General features: G+C 41.9%; 16 protein-coding genes. 11 read left to right on the top strand and 5 right to left on the bottom strand.

Features of this window, described 5'->3' with window-relative positions:
• Positions 1-32 precede the first annotated feature (32 nt).
• Together ACEN82_RS17475 and ACEN82_RS17470 are read left to right on the top strand one after the other, a co-directional pair.
• Entirely contained in the window at positions 33-752 is a 720-nt protein-coding gene (locus ACEN82_RS17475; RefSeq protein ID WP_413319342.1) for a type II RES/Xre toxin-antitoxin system antitoxin, read from the top strand.
• Positions 752-1,204 carry an RES family NAD+ phosphorylase gene (locus tag ACEN82_RS17470; RefSeq protein ID WP_413319340.1) on the top strand — a complete coding sequence of 151 codons (453 nt, stop codon included), beginning with the start codon at positions 752-754 and terminating at the stop codon, positions 1,202-1,204. The genes ACEN82_RS17475 and ACEN82_RS17470 overlap by 1 nt, the downstream gene beginning before the upstream one ends.
• Before the next feature lie 130 nt (positions 1,205-1,334).
• Here ACEN82_RS17470 and ACEN82_RS17465 read toward each other — a convergent pair whose 3' ends face one another.
• Positions 1,335-2,195: a sigma-70 family RNA polymerase sigma factor gene (locus ACEN82_RS17465; protein ID WP_090466905.1), complete on the bottom strand. Its 861-nt coding sequence runs from the start codon at positions 2,193-2,195 to the stop codon at positions 1,335-1,337.
• A 228-nt stretch (positions 2,196-2,423) separates the two neighbouring features.
• Between ACEN82_RS17465 and ACEN82_RS17460 the strand changes: the two genes are divergently transcribed.
• Together ACEN82_RS17460 and ACEN82_RS17455 are read left to right on the top strand one after the other, a co-directional pair.
• Complete coding sequence (locus ACEN82_RS17460; RefSeq protein ID WP_413319337.1) at positions 2,424-3,071, top strand: DUF2975 domain-containing protein; 648 nt, start codon at positions 2,424-2,426, stop codon at positions 3,069-3,071.
• A 3-nt stretch (positions 3,072-3,074) separates the two neighbouring features.
• Positions 3,075-3,275 carry a helix-turn-helix domain-containing protein gene (locus ACEN82_RS17455; protein WP_090531574.1) on the top strand — a complete coding sequence of 67 codons (201 nt, stop codon included), beginning with the start codon at positions 3,075-3,077 and terminating at the stop codon, positions 3,273-3,275.
• Positions 3,276-3,571: 296 nt separating this feature from the next.
• On the opposite strand, the gene ACEN82_RS17450 is transcribed toward ACEN82_RS17455, so the two are convergent.
• A complete protein-coding gene (locus ACEN82_RS17450; protein ID WP_413319335.1) occupies positions 3,572-5,815 on the bottom strand; it encodes a sodium-translocating pyrophosphatase in 2,244 nt (747 codons plus the stop codon).
• Positions 5,816-5,997: 182 nt separating this feature from the next.
• Between ACEN82_RS17450 and ACEN82_RS17445 the strand changes: the two genes are divergently transcribed.
• On the top strand, positions 5,998-7,407 hold the full coding sequence (locus ACEN82_RS17445; RefSeq protein WP_413319333.1) for an APC family permease: 1,410 nt from the start codon (positions 5,998-6,000) through the stop codon (positions 7,405-7,407).
• Positions 7,385-8,791, top strand: coding sequence for a D-alanyl-D-alanine carboxypeptidase/D-alanyl-D-alanine endopeptidase (gene dacB, locus ACEN82_RS17440; RefSeq protein ID WP_413319331.1), 1,407 nt, complete (start codon positions 7,385-7,387; stop codon positions 8,789-8,791). The genes ACEN82_RS17445 and dacB overlap by 23 nt, the downstream gene beginning before the upstream one ends.
• A 41-nt stretch (positions 8,792-8,832) precedes the next feature.
• Here the strand turns inward: dacB and ACEN82_RS17435 are convergent, their stop codons facing one another.
• The gene (locus ACEN82_RS17435) at positions 8,833-9,699 is read right to left on the bottom strand and encodes a restriction endonuclease (protein WP_413319329.1); all 867 of its coding nucleotides are present in this window, start codon (positions 9,697-9,699) and stop codon (positions 8,833-8,835) included.
• Positions 9,700-9,895: 196 nt separating this feature from the next.
• Here ACEN82_RS17435 and ACEN82_RS17430 point away from each other — a divergent pair, with 196 nt between their 5' ends.
• Positions 9,896-10,297: a hypothetical protein gene (locus ACEN82_RS17430; protein ID WP_413319327.1), complete on the top strand. Its 402-nt coding sequence runs from the start codon at positions 9,896-9,898 to the stop codon at positions 10,295-10,297.
• A gap of 80 nt (positions 10,298-10,377) precedes the next feature.
• Here ACEN82_RS17430 and ACEN82_RS17425 read toward each other — a convergent pair whose 3' ends face one another.
• Together ACEN82_RS17425 and ACEN82_RS17420 are read right to left on the bottom strand one after the other, a co-directional pair.
• Complete coding sequence (locus ACEN82_RS17425) at positions 10,378-11,421, bottom strand: response regulator (RefSeq protein ID WP_413319325.1); 1,044 nt, start codon at positions 11,419-11,421, stop codon at positions 10,378-10,380.
• Positions 11,418-12,605, bottom strand: coding sequence for a PAS domain-containing sensor histidine kinase (locus ACEN82_RS17420; protein ID WP_413319324.1), 1,188 nt, complete (start codon positions 12,603-12,605; stop codon positions 11,418-11,420). Before ACEN82_RS17420 ends, ACEN82_RS17425 begins: the two co-directional genes overlap by 4 nt.
• A 186-nt stretch (positions 12,606-12,791) precedes the next feature.
• On the opposite strand from ACEN82_RS17420, the gene ACEN82_RS17415 reads away from it, so the two are divergent.
• The 4 genes from ACEN82_RS17415 to ACEN82_RS17400 all read left to right on the top strand — a co-directional run bounded on the left by ACEN82_RS17415 (position 12,792) and on the right by ACEN82_RS17400 (position 20,192).
• Positions 12,792-14,033 (top strand): YdcF family protein, encoded by a 1,242-nt coding sequence (locus ACEN82_RS17415; protein WP_413319322.1) that lies wholly within the window; start codon positions 12,792-12,794, stop codon positions 14,031-14,033.
• A 76-nt stretch (positions 14,034-14,109) separates the two neighbouring features.
• A complete protein-coding gene (locus tag ACEN82_RS17410; protein WP_413319320.1) occupies positions 14,110-14,988 on the top strand; it encodes a hypothetical protein in 879 nt (292 codons plus the stop codon).
• Positions 14,989-15,365: 377 nt separating this feature from the next.
• Positions 15,366-18,638: a SusC/RagA family TonB-linked outer membrane protein gene (locus tag ACEN82_RS17405; RefSeq protein WP_413319318.1), complete on the top strand. Its 3,273-nt coding sequence runs from the start codon at positions 15,366-15,368 to the stop codon at positions 18,636-18,638.
• A 24-nt stretch (positions 18,639-18,662) separates the two neighbouring features.
• On the top strand, positions 18,663-20,192 hold the full coding sequence (locus tag ACEN82_RS17400; RefSeq protein ID WP_413319316.1) for a RagB/SusD family nutrient uptake outer membrane protein: 1,530 nt from the start codon (positions 18,663-18,665) through the stop codon (positions 20,190-20,192).
• Positions 20,193-20,366: the final 174 nt, after the last annotated feature.

The raw sequence follows: 20,366 nt of genomic DNA, 5'->3' as shown, positions 1-20,366 counted from the left end.
AAATGCGACAAATGGTAGTTATATTTGGATAAATGTCAAAAAAGGTTTTCCATAAACAAAACGCAGCTGAAGCTAAAAAATTGGATAAATCTCCTATAGATAAGCTTTTAGGCGATTTGGAAATAACGGTAGAGAAAGAAGTTAGAATTGGCAAAAAAGTAGCTAATGAGTCGACAGAATCTATTGAAGATCAGCTTCGCAAATCACGAGAGCGTATTATGCGGTTGAAAGACCTCAGTATGAAATTGCGTGCCATTAATGCTGAAGAATTACAAGCTGTACCTGCTTATAGATCGAGCAAAATAGACTTTGAGCAAGATATAGTTGTAAAAAATAAGTCAAATCAATCAAATTCAGATGCTTTGTCTGACATTAATAATTTAAGTGATTTTGATATTATCAGTCTTGCACGTAAAGGGATCGCTAAAAGCGCTTTGCTTTCCTTCGCAAAAAAAATCTCCCTAAACATCCAGGAGCTCGCCAATATATTACATATCTCTGAGCGTACTTTACAACGCTACGAGGATGACGCCATTATCAAAACCGAGTACGCCGAAAAGGTTATTGAACTTGCACGGCTTTATACCCGCGGCGAGGAGGTTTTTGAATCGATGGATAAATTCAAGATCTGGATTAAAACGCCGTCGGTAGTTTTCAGAGGGGAGGCACCGGTTACTATTCTGGATACATCTGCCGGTTTCGACATGGTTTTTAAAGAGCTTGGCCGCATCGAACACGGTATTTTTGCCTGATGATACTTTTCCGTATCACCAAATGCAATTACGCTACCGACCTGAGCGGCACCGGAGCACGATTATATGGCGGTCGCTGGAATAGCGAAGGTAAATCGATGCTTTACCTTGCTTCCTCCAGATCATTAGCGGTGCTTGAGGTGTTGGTGCATTTGGATCCGCTGGTAATTCCGGGTAATTATTGCCTTACTGAAATAGAAGTGCCGGATAGTAAAATAATCACTGTGGAGGCTGAGCAATTACCTGAAGACTGGCGTGATATATCCGGTCCGGTAATTTTGCGCCAACTTGGCGATGCCTTTCTTAAAAAACAGGAGTATTTATTAATGAAAGTACCATCGTCAATTGTCCCTGCCGAATATAACTACCTGCTTAACCCCTTGCATCCCGATTCTTTTGGAGTGAAACTTTTAAAAAAAGAACCTTTTAGTTTTGACAGGCGGCTTATTTAGCCATTAAGTCATTTTGATAAATCGTCATTAGTCGTTGAGGGGCAGTCATTACATCGCGGCTAACCATGCCAAAGAAAAAAGCCACCGGTTATATAACCAATGGCTTTTAATATCTCTTTTTAGCTTGTGATTAACCTAAATATGATTTCAGGATCTTGCTCCTTGAAGTATGGCGCAAGCGTTGCAAGGCTTTGTCTTTGATCTGACGCACGCGCTCGCGGGTCAGGTTAAATTTCTCGCCAATTTCCTCTAATGAAAGAGGGTGGTTAGTTCCTAAACCAAAGAACAATACAATGATCTCGCGCTCGCGCTCAGTTAAGGTTGATAATGAACGTTTGATCTCTTCAGATAATGACTCATTGATCAGGATCGAATCGGTGTTAGGTTCCTGGTTTTCCAGTACATCAAGCAATGTATTCTCTTCACCCTGTACAAACGGTGCATCCATTGATACGTGGCGGCCCGAGTTACTCAGTGTGTCGGAGATCTTATCAACAGTGGTCTCCAATATATCAGCAAGTTCTTCGGGCGATGGTTCGCGCTCGTACTCCTGTTCGAGCTTTGAAAAAGCCTTGCTGATCTTACTTAAAGAACCTACCTGGTTAAGTGGTAAACGCACAATACGCGATTGCTCGGCAATAGCCTGCAATATCGACTGACGGATCCACCATACAGCATATGATATAAATTTAAAGCCTTTGGTTTCATCAAAACGCTTGGCGGCTTTAATCAGGCCGAGGTTGCCCTCGTTAATTAAATCGCCCAGTGTAAGGCCCTGGTTTTGGTATTGTTTAGCAACAGATACAACAAAGCGAAGGTTAGTTTTGGTTAAACGCTCCAATGCCGCCTGGTCGCCCTCGCGGATCTTTTGCGCTAAAATTACTTCTTCTTCGGCGGTTATTAGGTCTACCTTACCAATCTCGTGCAGATATTTATCAAGCGATTGCGACTCGCGATTGGTAATGGATTGCGTTATTTTGAGTTGTCTCATCTATTTAATAAACCTCTCTATTCGTTATATTCTGAATAGAACGTGCAAAGCTAATATTTTGTTTCTAAAATAAAACATATAAATCAGAAATAGCAATACCAGTGTAAAATTTTATATTTAAAATTTTTAATTTATGTATATCGCATAAAATTTATTGTAAAACAATGAATTTATTTTGTTATTTAATAAATATTGTTTTTATTTGAATTGAATTAATATTGTAGTGTAATGAAAAAGGTACGTGCCCTGCAAATACTTGTTTATATAGTGTTTGGTTTGTTTGTTTTTCAGTATATGGCTGCCGATTTCTGGCAGGGGTTTAAGGATGGATACAATGATGGAATGGGTACAATAGATGGCGCTAAAAGATACGGGCCAACATTGCAAGCCACTATTGACGGAAGCTTCATTTCGCAAAAAAATGGGGGCGAAATGAAGATAGGTGAAAACTATACTTTAAAGAATATAATTATAAACAGTGATATAGTAGTTAATAATGATAATATATCTGTAAGCTGGCCATTAAACGCGATTGAAACTGGGCTGATACTTATTACAACTCTGATAGTAATAAGAATAGCCTATCTTATTAATAAGGTTATTGTAAATATTGTAGAGGGTACTTTATTTGAGCAGCGATGTATTAGGCTGATCAAAAGCACAGGGATGCTGTTATTGCTGTTTACATTGACTGATTATATAGGGCAGCAGGTATCCTATCAGGTGTTAATAGCTAAATTGCATGTGCCGCTAAAAATCATCAATACATCGGCATTTAATTTTGGCACGCTGGTATTTGCTATCTTGATATTTATCCTGGCCGAAGCATTTAAGCAAGGGGCGAGGCTTAAAGAGGAGCAAGCTTTAACTATTTAAGTCATGCCGATAATAGTAAATCTTGATGTGATGATGGCAAAACGAAAAATGTCATTAAATGAACTGAGCGACAGGGTAGGGATCACCATATCAAACCTTTCTATCCTAAAAACAGGCAAGGCGAAAGCCATCCGTTTTGAAACACTCGAAGCCATATGTAAGGCGCTTGACTGCCAGCCGGGGGATATTCTGGAATACAGGTGAAAGGTGAAAGGTGAAAGGTGAAAGGTGAAAGGTGAAAGGTGAAAGGTGAAAGGTGAAAGGTGAAAGGTGAAAGGTGAAAGGTGAAAGGTGAAAGGTGAAAGGTGAAAGGTGAAAGGTGAAAGGTGAAAGGGATTATGTTAAATAGGTTCTCAAATCTCACGATCAAATCTCATGTCTATGTTCTCCGCGGCCCGTTCTTATTAATAAACCGATAAGCCGGCAAGTCGTATAAATCCTGGTTCAGACAAAAAAAGCCGCCCTCAACAGGCGGCTCTCTTCATTAACTATAAAAACTATTAAACGCTTTTTTCTGCTTTAACAACCATATGGATGCTCATAGGTTGTTTGTTCATTTCTTTTTGGATCCTTGCGCTGGTTGCAGCCGGATGGCTGTTCAGGTGTGGGGCAATAACCAGTGAAACTATCGACATTAACTTAATAAGGATGTTCATGGATGGGCCTGAAGTATCTTTAAACGGATCACCTACAGTATCACCTGTTACTGATGCTTTGTGCGGTTCCGATTTTTTGTAGAAGATCTCGCCATTGATATCACAGCCTTTTTCAAATGATTTTTTGGCGTTGTCCCATGCACCACCTGCATTGCTTTGGAAAATCCCCATCAATACACCCGATACGGTAACACCGGCCAGCAAGCCGCCTAACACTTCGGGGCCAAAGGCAAAACCGATGATAATAGGGGTGATCAGTGCGATTAAACCAGGGGCAACCATTTCGCGGATCGACGCTTTGGTGGAGATAGCCACACATTTTTCGTATTCTGGTTTACCCTCGTAAGTCATGATACCCGGAATTTCGCGGAACTGGCGCCTAACTTCTTCTACCATGGCCATGGCGGCCCTGCCCACGGCTGCTATCGCCAAGGCAGAAAAAATGAATGGAATCATTCCGCCAACAAACAGACCTGCTAATACATTGGCTTTATAAATATCAATATGTTCAATACCAGCAACGCCCACAAAAGCCGCAAATAAGGCTAATGAAGTTAATGCTGCCGAAGCAATAGCAAAACCTTTACCTGTAGCGGCTGTTGTGTTACCAACGGCGTCAAGGTTATCGGTACGGTGGCGTACCTCTTCGGGCAGGCGGCTCATTTCGGCAATACCGCCGGCATTATCCGCAATTGGCCCAAAAGCATCTATTGCCAGCTGCATGGCCGTTGTTGCCATCATACCGGCAGCGGCAATAGCTACACCATATAAACCGGCAAAATAATATGACCCATAAATACCCGATGCCAAAACAAGAATAGGCAACACGGTTGATTCCATGCCTACAGATAAACCACCAATAATATTGGTAGCGTGACCGGTTGACGACTGCCTGATAATGCTCAATACCGGTCGTTTACCCATGGCGGTATAGTACTCGGTTATAATCGACATTAAAGTACCTACTACCAGGCCAACCAATATCGATCCAAAAACACCGTTTTTTGTAAAAGGTATCACGTCTGTTTTTACCACCCCGTTAACTTCATCACGTACCATGTGAAATTCGCCCGAAGGCAACATCCATTGTACAACAAAATATGTAGCTATAGCAGTTAGTATAATTGATGCCCAGTTACCTATGTTCAATGCTTTTTGCACACTGTCGGTTTCAGATTTGATTTTCACCATAGCCGCGCCCACTATCGAAAATATCAAGCCAAGGCCGGCAATTACCATTGGCAGCAATACGGGGGCAATACCACCGAAATTATCGTGCGATACAATCTCGCGTCCCAATACCATGGTAGCAAGCATGGTAGCTACATATGAACCAAAAAGGTCGGCACCCATACCGGCAACGTCGCCTACGTTATCACCTACGTTATCTGCAATGGTGGCCGGGTTACGCACGTCATCCTCGGGGATACCGGCTTCAACTTTACCTACCAGGTCAGCACCTACGTCGGCCGCTTTGGTGTAAATGCCACCGCCAACACGGGCAAACAGCGCTATGGATTCTGCCCCTAATGAAAAACCCGCTAAAACGTCAAGTGCTTTTGCCATGGCCTCGCCGTTAACACTACTGCCTGCTATTTTAACAACATAAAACTGATAAAAAACAATGAAGAGCGATCCTAAACCAATAATGGCCAAACCGGCAACGCCTAAGCCCATTACGGTTCCACCGGTAAACGATACTTTTAAGGCTTGAGCCAGGCTCGTACGGGCGGCCTGTGTAGTACGTACGTTAGCTTTGGTAGCAATACGCATCCCCAGGTAACCTGCAAAGGCAGATAGAAACGCGCCTATCAGAAATGATATGGCAATAACAGGACTTGAAGTGGTGACCGTTGTGCCCGACCATGCCAGCAAAATACCGGCAACCACAACAAAGCCGCCTAATATTTTCCATTCGGCACGTAAAAAGGCCATAGCGCCATCGGCAATGTAACCGGCGAGTGTGGCCATGTCACCGTCACCGGCGTTTTGTTTGGTAACCCAGGCGGCCTTAATAGCCATAACAAGAATCCCAATAAGACCCAAAACAGGAATTAAATAAATTAAATAATTGTTCAGAAAATCCATATCACAAATTTGGTTTAATAAAGTAGTACTGCTTGGTTTAACAGTGTTTAATAACAATTGGTGATTGCAAAATAGTAATTTTATTTATTTACTATAGTGATCGTTAATATTAAAGTTTTTTGAATAGTTTAGAGATTTAAACCCTAAAACAATATATGGCGAAAAACTCATCGCAACCAAAAATGAAACATGAGCTTAGCTTGCTGGACGGTACCATGCTCGTATCAGGATCCATGATAGGCTCAGGTATTTTTATTGTTAGTGCAGATATTACCCGTAACGTAGGCTCGGCCGGCTGGCTGATAGCTATCTGGGTTATCACCGGTTTCATGACCCTTACCGCGGCCCTTAGCTACGGCGAATTGAGCGGTATGTTTCCCAAAGCTGGCGGCCAATATGTTTATTTAAAAGAGGCTTACAACAAGCTCGTCGCTTTTTTATATGGTTGGAGCTTTTTTGCAGTGATCCAAACGGGCACTATCGCGGCGGTAGGAGTGGCTTTTAGTAAGTTTGCTGCCTATTTGATTCATCCGCTTAGCGAGGAGAACATTCTTTTTCAACTCGGTTTCTTAAAGATCAGCGCCGCTCAGTTGATGTCAATTTTCATCATTGTATTACTTACTTATATTAATACCAAAGGAGTAAAAAGTGGCAAACTTATCCAAACCACATTCACACTTACCAAGCTTTTGAGCTTGTTTGGTTTGATCATATTTGGTTTTGTTGCGCTAAAGCCCGAAATATGGCATGCCAACTGGAGTAACGCCTGGGATATTCATAACCTTAAAGCGGATAATACAACTGTTAGTCTTACCCTTGCTGCTGCCATGGGTGCTATTGCAGCTTCGATGGTAGGTTCGATATTCAGTAGTGATGCCTGGAATAGCGTAACCTTTATAGCGGGTGAAATGAAAAACCCTAAAAGGGATGTTGCCCTAAGTCTTGGTTTAGGGACTTTAATAGTAACTATCATTTACGTATCAGCTAACGTTGCTTATACTGGCGTGCTATCTATGCATGATATCGCAACTGCCGATAAAGACCGTGTTGCTGTAGCTGCATCGCATATCATATTTGGTAATCTCGGTACTTATATCATTGCAATAATGATCATGATATCAACTTTTGGCTGCAATAACGGCCTGATACTTTCGGGCGCAAGGGTTTATTACACTATGGCAAAAGATGGGTTATTCTTTAAACAAACAGGTGAATTAAATAAATCTGGCGTGCCCGAGTTTGGTTTATGGATTCAGGCCGTGGTAGCTTCGATACTTTGCCTAAGCGGCCGTTACGGTGATTTGTTGGATATGATATCCTTTGTAGTGGTTATTTTTTATGTTCTTACCATCTTCGGCATTTATATCCTGCGGAGAAAATATCCAAATGCTGAGCGCCCTTATAAAGCACTGGGATACCCAATTTTGCCTGCCATATACATTATTATGGGACTGATATTTTGTGTATTGTTGATCATTTACAAACCGCAGTTTACCTGGCCGGGCTTAATTATTGTATTGATTGGTGTGCCCATATATTATATTTCGCAACGGAACGTTAAAAAACAGGATGAGGCGCTTACTGGTAATTAGTTTTTTATTTATAGGAGAGTCTGTTGCGGCGCAAACGCTTCAGCAAAAAATATCAAATGCTTTTGGGAGGTTGCAGGCGGATAGCCAATGCAATTATGCTTCAGTATCATTAACCGTACTTGATGCCAAAACCGGGGAACAGGTGTTTGGCGGTAACCCTAACATGGGTTTGGCTACCGCTTCAACGCTTAAAACCATTACCAGTATTACGGCTTTTAATATTTTAGGTCCCGATTTTCAATATCAAACGCAATTAGGTTATACCGGCGAGATTGGGGCCGATGGCACCCTGACCGGCGATATCGTCATTAAAGGTGCCGGCGACCCAACCCTGGGCAGCTGGCGTTATGAGCAAACCAAAGAGGGGCATGTATTGGCCCTTATGGCCGACGCCTTGCGAAAGGCCGGGATCAAAAAAATTAACGGCCGCATCATTGGCGATGACAGCATTTTCGGTACCCAATCCATTCCCGAAGGCTGGATCTGGCAGGATATCGGCAACTATTACGGAGCTGGTACATCGGGTCTTTGCTGGCGCGAAAATCAATTTGATATAAAGCTGCGTACGGGTGCGGTTGGTAGCCCGGTTGGCATATCACGTACTGTTCCGCTGATGTCATACCTTGCATTTAAAAGCGAGTTGACAAATGGTTCTGCCGGATCAGGAGATAATGCTTATGCTTTTTTACCGGTTGGCAGTAAAGTAATATATCTGCGCGGAACTTATGCTGTTGATCAGGAGAAAAAAAGTATTTCTGCCGCTGTCCCTGATGCTGCTTATGATGCTGCGTTGCGGCTCAATGATACGCTGAGGAGTTTAGGTATCATTATCGGTAATGAGCCGGAGTCAGCCAATACTTTGAGCGCTAAAAACCTGCCATTGCCTGTAAATGCTAAAAATCTGGCAACTATATCATCACCAACTTTAAGCAAAATAATTTACTGGCTTAACCAGAAAAGTATTAACCTGTACGCCGAGCAGTTACTCAAAACCATAGCCTGGAAACAGGGACGCAAGCCTACAACGGCAAATGGTGTGGATGAGGTACAAAAGTTTTGGGCGGCCAAAGGTATAGATACCCGCAGCATGAATATTTACGACGGCAGCGGCCTTTCGCCCGGTGACAGGGTAACTACGTTAACGCTGGCCCGCATCCTGCAATTGGCAAAGAAGGAAAGCTGGTTTGCTGATTTTTATACAAGTCTGCCGGTTTATAATGATATGAAAATGAAAAGCGGCAGCATCAATAATGTGTTGTGTTATGCCGGTTATCAAACCAAAAACGGCCGAGAGCTTTGTTTTTCTATCATGGTTAATAATTTCAGCGGCCAGAGCCGGGGTATAAAGGAGAAAATGTTCAGAGTGTTGGATGAATTGAAGTAGCTGCCCCGAGCCCTCAAGTGGAAGTTTTTTATTACTGGTTTTTATAGATATGGTTCAAAAAAGGAATAATCTACTTCATAAACGATTTGTGGTTTAACTCCCAACTCAATTTTTTGAAATAATTCAACTAGTTTTTCTCCATCTACTAATTCGATATTCCCCACCCCATCTCTGGAAGCTTCTCTTTTCGCCTCCTCCGAAAATCGGCCTGTTGTTATAACAATGCCCTTTTCAGCTCTGCCACTCATAGCGCCTCTGAAATCTCTTAAATGGCTGGAACTAACCGGCGTTGTCGAATATCGTTTACATTGAAATAATACGCGATTGGTTACAAACGCGTTAAGGGCAATTATGCCAATCCCATCTATTCCACCATCATTTGACCGTCCTGTAATGGTAACTTGTTCAAATCCAGATTTTCTTAGCAGTAATCCGCAAATTTGTTCAAATCCTTTAGGTGATAGTTTTTTCAATATTTCCAGTAACGTAGGAGTATAGTCTTGTTCTATAATTTCAGGTTCAATTTCATTAACATCGTCGATTATGTCTGTAGTTGATTTAGATTTTCTTCTTTCCTGATAAATTTTGACCCATTTCTGAAATATTAATCGAGATTCGGATTCTGAAACATCTGTCTCCCAGCCCTTTTTCGTTAATAACCATGTTCCTCTTTGAGAATCATCTAGAAATTTCTCCCATACCAGATATTGCCTTGCCCACGCCACCTGATTGTGGAATTTTGATTCACCCGATTTGATAGTCTGTTCAAGGATGGAATCTGATAATTTTAAATTCTGTGAAATTTTTTCCGAAACCTCTCGTGGTTTACCCGATCCACCTAAATCTCTTAATGCATGTAGTAATGGGCCAAACCACTTCAAGAAATCAGCTTGCTTTCTTTTCGACATATGTTTATTAATATATTGCCATGCAATTTACGATCAAAACTTAATAAGTGAAGTTGAATATGATAATTATCAAAAGCACTGCACTTACATTAAATTCGGGCTTTTTAAATAAAAAGTAACGGAATAAAGCCTTATAATCGGAATGCCGTACAAGTTCAGGATATTTTGTAGGTTTATATCAAATATTAAAAGCTTTATGAAAAAGTTCAACATTTTAGTATTCTTTTTTATTGCTGTTACTTTTTTTGCCTGCAAAAGCGAAAGCAGCTCAAATGATGATGTCCAATCCATCAAATTTAAGTTCACCGAGCTTGGCCGCGAAACACAGTTCAGGATCACCTGTGATAAGTTTGATTATTACTTCCCCGAAGGGAAAGAAAAAAACTTTAATAAAAAGCCGGGCGTTGATAGTGTAATGCAATTGCTAACCGGTATGAAAATGGTGAGTGACGGTACAGAACCGGACGTGCGCGGGAAGATCTATATTACACACACTACTAAAGCCGTTGATACCGTATGCGTTGGCGCTAAAGTACTCAGCTACAAAGGTACAACTTATGAAACGCCACAGGATCTGTTGGTGTTGATACAAAAATAGGTTGCACAGGGGTGCAAATGGTTTGTTGTAATCAAGTCATTGCTCAGTGAATGAGCAGGATCATCTAAAAATAGCAGCGGTCAGTTTTTCATTTTGGCCAGCCGTTCGGGCGAAAGCACGGTGATCTGGCTCCCTTTTTTATCGATTAGGTTTTCATCTTTAAAATCGGTAAGGGTACGGCTCACAGTTTCAGTTGCCACACCGGCCATAGCAGCAAGGTCTTCCCGCGAAATTTTGAAATCCCCACCCTGCTGTTTATGCAGTCGCACCAGGGTATCGGCCATCCTTTTTCGTACTGAGTTATACGCAAGCTGCAATAATTGCTCTTCCCTGTCGCGGATATGATTAGAAAGCAGTTTGATAAACTCACGCGCAATATCTGGGTATAAATTGAGCAGGTTATCCAGTTGGTCTTTCGGGATCAGGCACAGCTGGCTATCCTCCAGGGTGGTTGCCGTATCTGTATAAGCCTCGTTCGAGAGCATGGCATTTACCCCCAGGTATTCCTCGGCAGAGTGGATGGCGGTCATCAGCTCACGGCCATCGTTTGCCAGTTTAACGGTTTTAACTCTGCCTTTCAATATCAGGTACAAGCCATTCCCCTTATCACCATCGTAATAAATTACCTGGTCTTTTTTAAACAGGCGCACCTTGCGTTCGCTAATAATGCGTTTAAGTTCAGTGAGACCGCTGTTCTTCGATACAATTGAGTTTAGGTTTTCGAGAGATTGACTATAAAAGCTTTGCTGGGCAGTTTTTTTCCTGAGCCTGCTTTCGATGGCGTTCAGCAGTTCAATATCATCAAAAGGCTTGGTTAAGTAATCATCGGCACCCATTTCCATGCCTTTGCGTTGGTCAATCCGTTCGGCCTTTGCGGTTAAAAATATAAAAGGTATGGCGGCGGTTTCGGGATTTTTATTCAGCATAAATAAAACGCCATAACCATCAAGCTCGGGCATCATGATATCGCAAAGTATTACATCTGGCAGGTTGTTAATGGCCAGTTCAATACCGGTTTTACCATTATCGGCTTCAAATACCGTGTAACCGGCCAACCCCAGTATTTCTACCACGTTTTCGCGGATATCGTTGTTATCTTCGATGATCAGGATTTTTTGGTTCATGATGCGGAAAATGAAATGGTGAATGAAGTACCCTCGTTTACGTTACTTTGAAAATCAACCCTGCCTTTCATAAGGGCAGTGTACCGGGCCACAATATTAAGGCCTAAACCGGTACCCGCGATATTGCCTGTATTGTGCGCTCTGAAAAATGCCTCAAATAAATGCTTCTGGTCGCTTTCGGGAATGCCTATGCCATTATCTTTTACAGTAATGGAACAGCCGGAAGCATTTATTTCAGTACTAAATTCAATAAAGCTGTCTTCGCCCGAATATTTGATGGCGTTTGTGATGAGGTTGATGATGCAGTTTTTGAGCAGGTTAATATCGAGGTAAATCATACTATCTGTACCTGTATGCTGATAAAGGATATTTTGGTTTTGCTTGGCCATAATCTGCATTTCTTCAGTTAGTTCTTCGGCCAGCTTAACCAGGTCAAACCTGGTGTATGATGGTTCAATACGGCCGGCTTCCAGTTTTTCGAGCGAGAGAAAATCATTCAGAATGGTAGTGAGGTTGCCAACGGCATTTTTGATTTTATTAACATGCTTGCTAATCTGCAGGCTGTGCAAAGGCTCGGCATATTTATCAATAAGCGAGGCCGATAATTGAACAGCGCTTAGTGGCGTACGAAACTCATGCGATGCCATGGAAACAAAACGGCTTTTCAATTGTCCCAGTTCTTTCTCTTTTTCGAGGGACTGGCTCACTTCTTCTTTGGCTTTTTGCAGTTCAAGAACAAATTGTTTTAAGGAGAGCGTGCGTTCCTCTACCACTTCCTCCAGGTGTGATGTGTATTCCTTTAGCTTGTCCTCTGCTTCCTTCTCACGGCTAAGGTCGTGTATAAAACCGGCATATATTTTACGCCCCGAAAAATTTACGTCACTAACCCCAAGTCTGAACGGGAATTGGGTGCCGTCTTTACGCAAGCCTGTTACTTCACGACCTATACCAATGATATGTGGTTTACCGGTAGTTTGATATCGATTGATATAATGATCATGTTCCTGCCGGTATGGCTGGGGCATCAGTATCGATACATTTTTGCCGATAACTTCATGAGGCTCATATTGAAATAACCTGCAGGCCGAAGGATTGATAGATTCGACAATCCCCCGTTCATCGATAGTAATAATGCCATCGATAGCATTTTCAATAATGGCTTTTAATAAGGCAGTATTTTCCATAGATGAAGTTTGAAAGATTTATCAGCTTTTGCAAATATCAAATTTGATATGGATTTTTTACGCCTAAAGATGGTATATCTTAATTAAAATTAAAATTAGGCCTGTTTTGTAAGAGGAAAGTTACCGGTAGTTAACTTTGAGTTTATCTGCTTAGACGTTATTTGCGGCTTGTTAAAAAACAGCTTAATGAAAAGACTCCTGCTACTAACCATGCTTGGATTAGGCGGTATAAGTGCCTTCGCGCAAACCCAGGCCCCTGTTAAAAATGCCCCGACAGATTATATAAAGATTAAAAACTACGGCCTGCTGACTTTACTTGAGCAGGATGCCGAAGTAAGCACTTTACTTAAAAACGATCCTGAACTGGCACAGCTCACTCAGAAAAAGCTGAGCGCCCTTAGCACTTCCCTCACTGATTGTAAAGACGCGGCGTGCTTAGTAACTGCGGCAAAACTAACTGATGATGACATCAAAACCGTAAGCGACCGGCTTGCAGCACTATATAAAACAGGTAACGCGCTTAACAGGATGGTTAAATCGAAACTGATCCCATCGGGTCTTTACAGCTTGTATAAAAAGCTATCGCCCGAGCAATTGCTTATAAAAGCATGGCAGCAGGACGCAGGTAGCATCAATTACACTATTGGCGTTTATGCTGAAGGCAAAAAGCCTAATTATCCGCAGATAGACTCTATCAGCTACAATATTAAATCGAGAGCATATTTTACGCTAATGTATGATGCTTCTGCTACATTGTTAGGTGATATTAAAGGAACAAAGCTGTTTTTTGAACCCGCTATGCAGGCAGCCCTGCTCTATCTGCAGATCAACGAAAGGCAGGACCCTGCCAATTACGAGCCAATGGAGCTAAACGCAAACAAAGCTGCCGTAACCCGTATCAAAACCATTAAATGGGCCGATTATCCTTATTCAAATATTCTTGTACCTGGCGCTGGTCCGGATAATTTGACATCGCCATTGAGCGGGGAGGGGATGCTGCGTTGCAGGCTGGCGGTACAGGAATATAAGGCGGGCAAAGCCCCATTTATCATTGTATCGGGCGGCAATGTGCATCCATATAAAACAAAATATAATGAAGCCGGGGAAATGAAGGTTTATTTAATGAAAACCCTTCATATTCCTGAAAATGTGATCATCATTGAACCTCATGCACGTCATACTACAACAAATATGCGTAACAGTGCCAGGCTTATTTATAAATATGGCATCCCTGCCGATAAGCCCGGTATTGTGGTAACCGATAAATCACAAACCGATTTTATTATGAATATGGATGCTCGCTGCCAAAAGGAACTGAACTATGTGCCTTACAAACTGGCCAGGCGTAACTCCGAAACCGAAGTTGAATATTACCCGGTAGAAGAAGCCAAACAAATTGATCCTGACGAACCACTTGACCCCCGTTAGGAGCTGAAGGCAGAACGCGAAAAGCTTAAAGTTATCGTCTCGTCTGATCACTAATGTAATTACTTTATTTAAACTTATGCAAAAGCTTACTTTAACTATAATAGCTGTTGTTTTAGGTGTTGGCAGCATCACCACTGGCACGATTGATCATAAACTTAACCGTGCCATAACAATAGACTCGTTGGGCGCCTGCCAGGGCATTTCATACCAAAACGGTCGCATATTTTTATATGGCGACAGGGAAGTTGGAATGATCCGGGAGTTTAAGCTGGAAAATGACAGCCTGGTATATCAGCATAAGGAATATAAGCTAACCCAAAACGGGCAGGATATTATTAACCACCCAACCGGTATAGCTTATAACAATGATAAGGGCCCGACATTTATAGGTAATTCCATCCGCCTTAATGCAGCGGGCAGTCAGTGGAGGGCAGTAATTTATAATGTGAACTGGAAGGGCCTGCTTAAAGCCGGTACGCTTGATGGTAACTTAATTAATACCATTGAGGATGACGCCTGTATTCAGGGCACCAGGCCGGAATATGTAAAGTATAATAATAAGTGGTATGTAGCCACTGCAGATTATGGTGATCACGCCAACGAAGTGCGTTTATACGACCCAGAAAAACTGGCCAAAGCCAAAAGCACGAAGGAACCTGGTGTGCTTTACAAAAAATTTACATGTACACCCTGGGTACAAAATCTGTTTTGGAAGGCTGATAAAGGCATTTTAGTGCTGATCCAGAATAAGCTTGAGGGCAGGCAATGGCGGTTTACTTATGTTGATCTTAAAAAATCAATTGAAGCCGGTAAACAGGTGGTGCTAAGCCAGGTTGATGGTATTGACAGGGGCGATGAGTTGGAAGGTTTTTCCTTGCTCGGTGGTGGGGAGAAAGGGATAGCCGTAACCTCATCACGGAAAAATAACGTGAATTTTACCACTACTTCGTGGTAGTATTAACAACTGGCTAAAGTAAAAAATCCTGCAAAGAGGCAGGCATTTTTCTATTTTTTGTTTAATGTAAATTTAACACTAAGGTATCCTTTGGTTAAGATAACAGGTTTAGCTTTGCTATCATTATTACAATATTAATAACCCTGTATTAATATTATTTAATGATAACGCAATAATAATTATTAAATTATTAATTTTTTGCTCACGTCTTTAAAAATATCGCCTATGTAACATAACTTCAACTTAACATCGGGCCCGGCGATAAAACTAAGAACCGGTGAATGCGCTAACACTCACCTGGTCCGGGATAATTGTCAAATAACTCAAAAGCGGTCCAAGGCTTTAAGTCATTTCTTTCAACAATCAATTTTAAAAATATGAATAAAAAGATTAATCCAAATCTTTTGAGCAGGTTTTTTTTAATTCCTGTATTGTTTTTACTGGTTTTGCTAAAACCTTTTATCTCAAACGCTTCGGCAAAAAATATTATATATAACGTAAACCAAATCACCGGTATTGTTACCGACGAAACTAATCTTCCGTTACCCGGCGTATCAGTTCGGATCAAAGGGACTGATAAAGGTACTGCAACTAACACAAATGGTAAATATACCATTTCGGCCGATGAAGGCGCCGTGCTGGTTTTTAACTTTATTGGTTATGAGCAGCAGGAAATAACTGTTGGCGGTTCATCAACCATTAACGTTAAGATGAAACCAAAATCAAACATGCTTAACGAGGTGGTGGCCATCGGTTATCAGTCTATTCGTAAAAGTGATGTTACCGGTTCTATTGCCAGCGTTAAAGCCAGTGATCTTAATCTTTCTGCACCTTCATTGGGGCAGGCCCTTGCTGGTAAGGTATCAGGTGTACAGGTATCACAAACCAGCGGTGCGCCTTATACAAGCACTAAGATCCGTGTAAGAGGTGTTGGTTCATTTAACGCCAGCTCAGATCCTTTATATGTAATTGACGGTTACCCGGCCGGTAATGATATCTTCATTAACCCTGATGACATCGAAAGCATCGATATTTTGAAAGATGCTGCATCTGCCGCTATCTACGGTTCACGCGCATCTGGCGGTGTGGTATTGATCACTACTAAAAAAGGTAAAGAAGGTAAAGGCCGTTTTGAGTATGATGTGCAAACAGGCGTTGATCAGCTTGCCCACAAAGTGAAACTGCTTGACGCAGATCAGGCTGCCCTGCTGGTTATCGACGGCCGTAACAACGCTTATCATGACCTTTGGATAAACTCAGGCCATACCTGGAACGACGCCATGTATTCTGATAACAACGCAACCCGCGTTACTAACGTTGGTAACTCGGGCAGTGTAAGTATTCCTAATGGCTTATATGATTTTGCTTCGCAAACCCCCATTAAACAAACAGTACATACCGATTGGCAGGATGAGTTATACCGCAACACATTTTTTCAAAAACACACTTTGTCGTTTTCAGGTGCTTCAAATGGTGTTCGTTATTATGTAAGCGGTGCATACCAAAATCAACCGGGTATTATTTTAAATACAGGCCAGCAACGTTATAACTTCCGTACCAATATCGATGGTGATGTAAGCAAACGTATTCACATTGGCGCAAACATATCTTACACTCAAAATACCAACCAGGAAACACAGGAAGGCCGTTTTGACCATAGCCCAATTTTAGGGGCTTTGATCTATATGCCTTATCTGCCTGCTTATAATGCTGATGGCTCATACCAAACCAACGTTGAAGCAGCAGGTTCATCTCAATATGGCTACCAAAGTATTGAAAACCCGCTTGCCCTTGCCGATCGTATTAAAATAACCCGAAAAGGTTATCGCAGCACTTATAATGCAAATGTTACTTATAACATTTTACCTGGTTTTAACTTCAAAACCAATTTGGGTACGCAGGCTTATACTGAAAAATACGATTATTACTATCCAACTACTTTAAGCTCGGGTGCTAACCCTCCGGGATCGTCGCAGGCTATCAACGCGGCCAACGCGCAGGCGTCGTATCTGCTCAATGTTGACAGGCTGGCCGAGTTTACCTTAAACTATACCAAACAATTTGGCAAACATCATTTTGATGCTTTGGCCGGTTACACTGCTCAAAAAACCACAAGTGATTACACCAGTGTAAAAGCAAACGGTTTCCAAAGTGATTACGTGCCCGAAATTTCAGGCAAAGGTGCAGATGCGGCTTTCTTTAGCTTAAACTCTGCTTCTAAAAGTACTTATACTTTATTATCATATCTTGGTCGTGCAAATTATAACTACGCTGGTAAATATTTCTTAACCGCATCATTCCGTGCGGATGGTTCATCACGATTTGGCTTAACAAACAGGTATGGTTATTTCCCATCGGTAGCTGCCGGCTGGAATTTATCTGACGAGTCATTCTATCACAATTTCCTTGGCGATCAGTCAACAGTTAAGATCCGCGCAAGCTGGGGTAAAAGCGGTAACTTCAATATCCCTAATTATGCTATCGCACAAACATTGGCCAGCCCTGTTGGCGCGGTGTTAAACGGTGGTATTGCAACTGCTACATATGCCGGCGGTTTGAAAGATCCGAAATTAAGCTGGGAAACAACCTCGCAATATAACTTTGGTACCGATATCGGCCTATTTAATGGCCGTTTACAGATCATTGCCAACTATTATTTAAGTTATTCATATAACCTGTTGTATAACCAGCCAATTTCGGCAATATCCGGCAGTACCACTATCTTAACTAACCTGCGCGATTCAAAGATCCGTAACACCGGTTTTGACTTGCAGTTAGATGGCAAGATAGTTAACACTAAAGATTTCACCTTGGGTGCAAGCGGCAACATCTCATTAAACCGCAACAAAGTAGTTAAACTGCCTGCTCAAAACACCCTGATCATCAACGGTGCCGAGCGTTCGTACCTTACCAGCATAACTACCCAGGGCCAGCCTATTGGTATGTTTTATGGCTTCCAGGTTGGTGGCATAATCAATGCTTCTAACTTAGGTAAAACTGCTCCGTCGGCTTCGCAAACAAACCCTGCCAAAATTGGCGACCTTTGGTTTGTTGATACCAATAAAGATGGTGTTGTAAATGATGCTGACAAAACCATTATCGGTTCGCCATATGCTAAATTTACTTACGGTTTTGCCCTTAATAGTACTTACAAACGCTTTGACTTTGGTGCGTCATTCAATGGTTCATATGGTAACAAGATCCTTGACGGACAGGATTACTATTTGTACAACGGCGAAGGTTCCGGTAACCAATACGCTAATGTTGCACAACGTTACCGTAATGAAGCTGAACCGGGAGATGGTTCATTTTACCGCGCTTCACGTGCCGGTACACAAAGTAACAGCACCCGTTTATCAACTTTCTACCTGCAAAGCGGCTCATATCTGCGTTGTACCAACCTTACCTTAGGTTACACACTGCCTAATTTTTTACAGCAAACTTTAGGTTTAAGCAAAGCACGCGTTTTTGCCAGTGTTGTGAATGCCTTCACAATCACCAAGTACAAAGGTTATAACCCTGATGTGGATTATAACTATTCAGGCGCTGCGTCAAACAATACCCAGCCTGCCAACCTTGCACCAGGTATCGATTATGGTACATACCCGCTGGTTAGATCATACAACTTAGGTGTTAATGTTACTTTTTAATGAATTTTTTAAAGAGATATAGAGATGAATAAAAAATTTGTAGCTATTGCCTGCCTTACGGCGGCTGTGGCGATAAGCCCGTCTTGTAAAAAAGACTTTTTAAATCAGAGTGACCCCAACGCTATAACGGTTGATGCGAGTTATAAAACCCCTAACGATGTGTTGTTAGCAGTAAACGGCATCTACCAGTCATTACGCAGCGGTAACAACGTTGGCGAAAGTAGCGACTTATGGACAGATCAGCGCTCGGACGATACCGGTACGCAGGATAACCAGTCAAACGCAGGCGAACCATTCCAGTTCGGTAACTTTTCGATATTGCCAAGTAATACTTACCTGAAATCTCACTGGGTATCATTGTATGGTACAGTTACCAGGGCCAACGTGGTATTATCGCATATCGATGCAGTGTCATTCCCTGATAATAGTGTAAAGCTGCAATATATTGCGGAAGCTAAGTTTTTACGTGCGTTTACCTATTTTGAATTAGTACGCCTTTGGGGTGATGTGCCATTGGTTACCAAACAATTGGGTTATGCTGATTTGCCTGCAGCTACTTTTCGCGAAAAACAAGCTGTGGTTTATCAGCAAATAGTGGCTGATTTACTTGATGTTATTAATAACAGCCCGCTACCTAACCTGCAGGCTCCTACTGGCAGGACATCAAAAGCTGCTGCTAACTTTTTATTGGGCCAGGTATATCTTACTATGGCTACCACGCAAGATCAGGCTAACCGTACAACTAATTTAACCAACGCCAAAACGTATTTAACCAATGCTTACAACATGCGCACTTTCGGCGACTTGAGTACCATTCCTTATACCGATGTTTTTGACGTAAATAAGAAAACCACCTGTCCTGAACTGATCTTCCAGATCGTGAACATTCAGGGAGATATTAATTATAGTTCGGCAATAGCCGGTAACTTTCAAGCTAAAGGCGAAACTATAAACTCCAGGGTTAAGTCGTCAGGTGCCGGCTATAACGTTACCCACGATTTGATTAATGAGTATGAAGCAAATGACCCACGTGCAGCTTTTTCTGTAAAATTTGCGAACGATCCAACGGTAAAAGACTGGTTTGTAACCAAATTTAGGGATAACAGTGATAAAGCAACCGACAAAGGTTACGGTGGTAACGACTGGATCTTGATGCGTTTTGCTGATGTAATGCTTTCATTGGCTGAAGTTGACAATTACCTTGGCGATCAGGCTGCAGCTATCAATTTGCTTGACCAGGTGCGTGTACGTGCAGGTATGCCAACTTACGCTGTATCAATGACCAATAGCGATTATGCTACCAAATATCCAACCTTAAAATTGGCTATTTTGCATGAGCGCCGTGTTGAGCTTGCCTTTGAGCATCACCGCTGGTATGACCTGTTGCGTACCTTTAATGATGCTGAACTGGTAGCTTATTTCCACGCCAAAAAGCAAACTGATTTTGGTTTGGCTTCATTAGCAAACTTCACTACTAAAGATCGTTATTACCCGATTCCGTTTGATGAGTACAAGCTTGATCCTGTTAAGATGTACCAAAACCCGGGTTATTAATACCGGTGTTAAATAAGAAGACGCCGCCTCGTAAGTCAATTATGAGGCGGTTTCTTTTTATTATCTGTTAGTGGTATTTATTAAATTCAAATAACATTTCTGTTATGTATTAAGTTTGTTTTGCCTCCGGAAAATATAAAGTGTTGATCTACTGAAAACTTTTGTTTGGGTTTT

The sequence above is a fragment of the Mucilaginibacter sp. Mucisp73 genome (assembly GCF_059491465.1).
The sequence above is the reverse complement of the archived record's forward strand: the minus strand, read 5'-3'. Positions and strand labels throughout refer to the sequence as shown.

Excerpts from the sequence above, each read along its gene's own strand:
- ACEN82_RS17475 (WP_413319342.1), top strand. The coding sequence starts at position 33 with ATGTCAAAAAAGGTTTTCCATAAACAAAACGCAGCTGAAGCTAAAAAA.
- ACEN82_RS17470 (WP_413319340.1), top strand. The coding sequence starts at position 752 with ATGATACTTTTCCGTATCACCAAATGCAATTACGCTACCGACCTGAGC.
- ACEN82_RS17465 (WP_090466905.1), bottom strand. The coding sequence starts at position 2,195 with ATGAGACAACTCAAAATAACGCAATCCATTACCAATCGCGAGTCGCAA.
- ACEN82_RS17460 (WP_413319337.1), top strand. The coding sequence starts at position 2,424 with ATGAAAAAGGTACGTGCCCTGCAAATACTTGTTTATATAGTGTTTGGT.
- ACEN82_RS17455 (WP_090531574.1), top strand. The coding sequence starts at position 3,075 with ATGCCGATAATAGTAAATCTTGATGTGATGATGGCAAAACGAAAAATG.
- ACEN82_RS17450 (WP_413319335.1), bottom strand. The coding sequence starts at position 5,815 with ATGGATTTTCTGAACAATTATTTAATTTATTTAATTCCTGTTTTGGGT.
- ACEN82_RS17445 (WP_413319333.1), top strand. The coding sequence starts at position 5,998 with ATGAAACATGAGCTTAGCTTGCTGGACGGTACCATGCTCGTATCAGGA.
- dacB (WP_413319331.1), top strand. The coding sequence starts at position 7,385 with ATGAGGCGCTTACTGGTAATTAGTTTTTTATTTATAGGAGAGTCTGTT.
- ACEN82_RS17435 (WP_413319329.1), bottom strand. The coding sequence starts at position 9,699 with ATGTCGAAAAGAAAGCAAGCTGATTTCTTGAAGTGGTTTGGCCCATTA.
- ACEN82_RS17430 (WP_413319327.1), top strand. The coding sequence starts at position 9,896 with ATGAAAAAGTTCAACATTTTAGTATTCTTTTTTATTGCTGTTACTTTT.
- ACEN82_RS17425 (WP_413319325.1), bottom strand. The coding sequence starts at position 11,421 with ATGAACCAAAAAATCCTGATCATCGAAGATAACAACGATATCCGCGAA.
- ACEN82_RS17420 (WP_413319324.1), bottom strand. The coding sequence starts at position 12,605 with ATGGAAAATACTGCCTTATTAAAAGCCATTATTGAAAATGCTATCGAT.
- ACEN82_RS17415 (WP_413319322.1), top strand. The coding sequence starts at position 12,792 with ATGAAAAGACTCCTGCTACTAACCATGCTTGGATTAGGCGGTATAAGT.
- ACEN82_RS17410 (WP_413319320.1), top strand. The coding sequence starts at position 14,110 with ATGCAAAAGCTTACTTTAACTATAATAGCTGTTGTTTTAGGTGTTGGC.
- ACEN82_RS17405 (WP_413319318.1), top strand. The coding sequence starts at position 15,366 with ATGAATAAAAAGATTAATCCAAATCTTTTGAGCAGGTTTTTTTTAATT.
- ACEN82_RS17400 (WP_413319316.1), top strand. The coding sequence starts at position 18,663 with ATGAATAAAAAATTTGTAGCTATTGCCTGCCTTACGGCGGCTGTGGCG.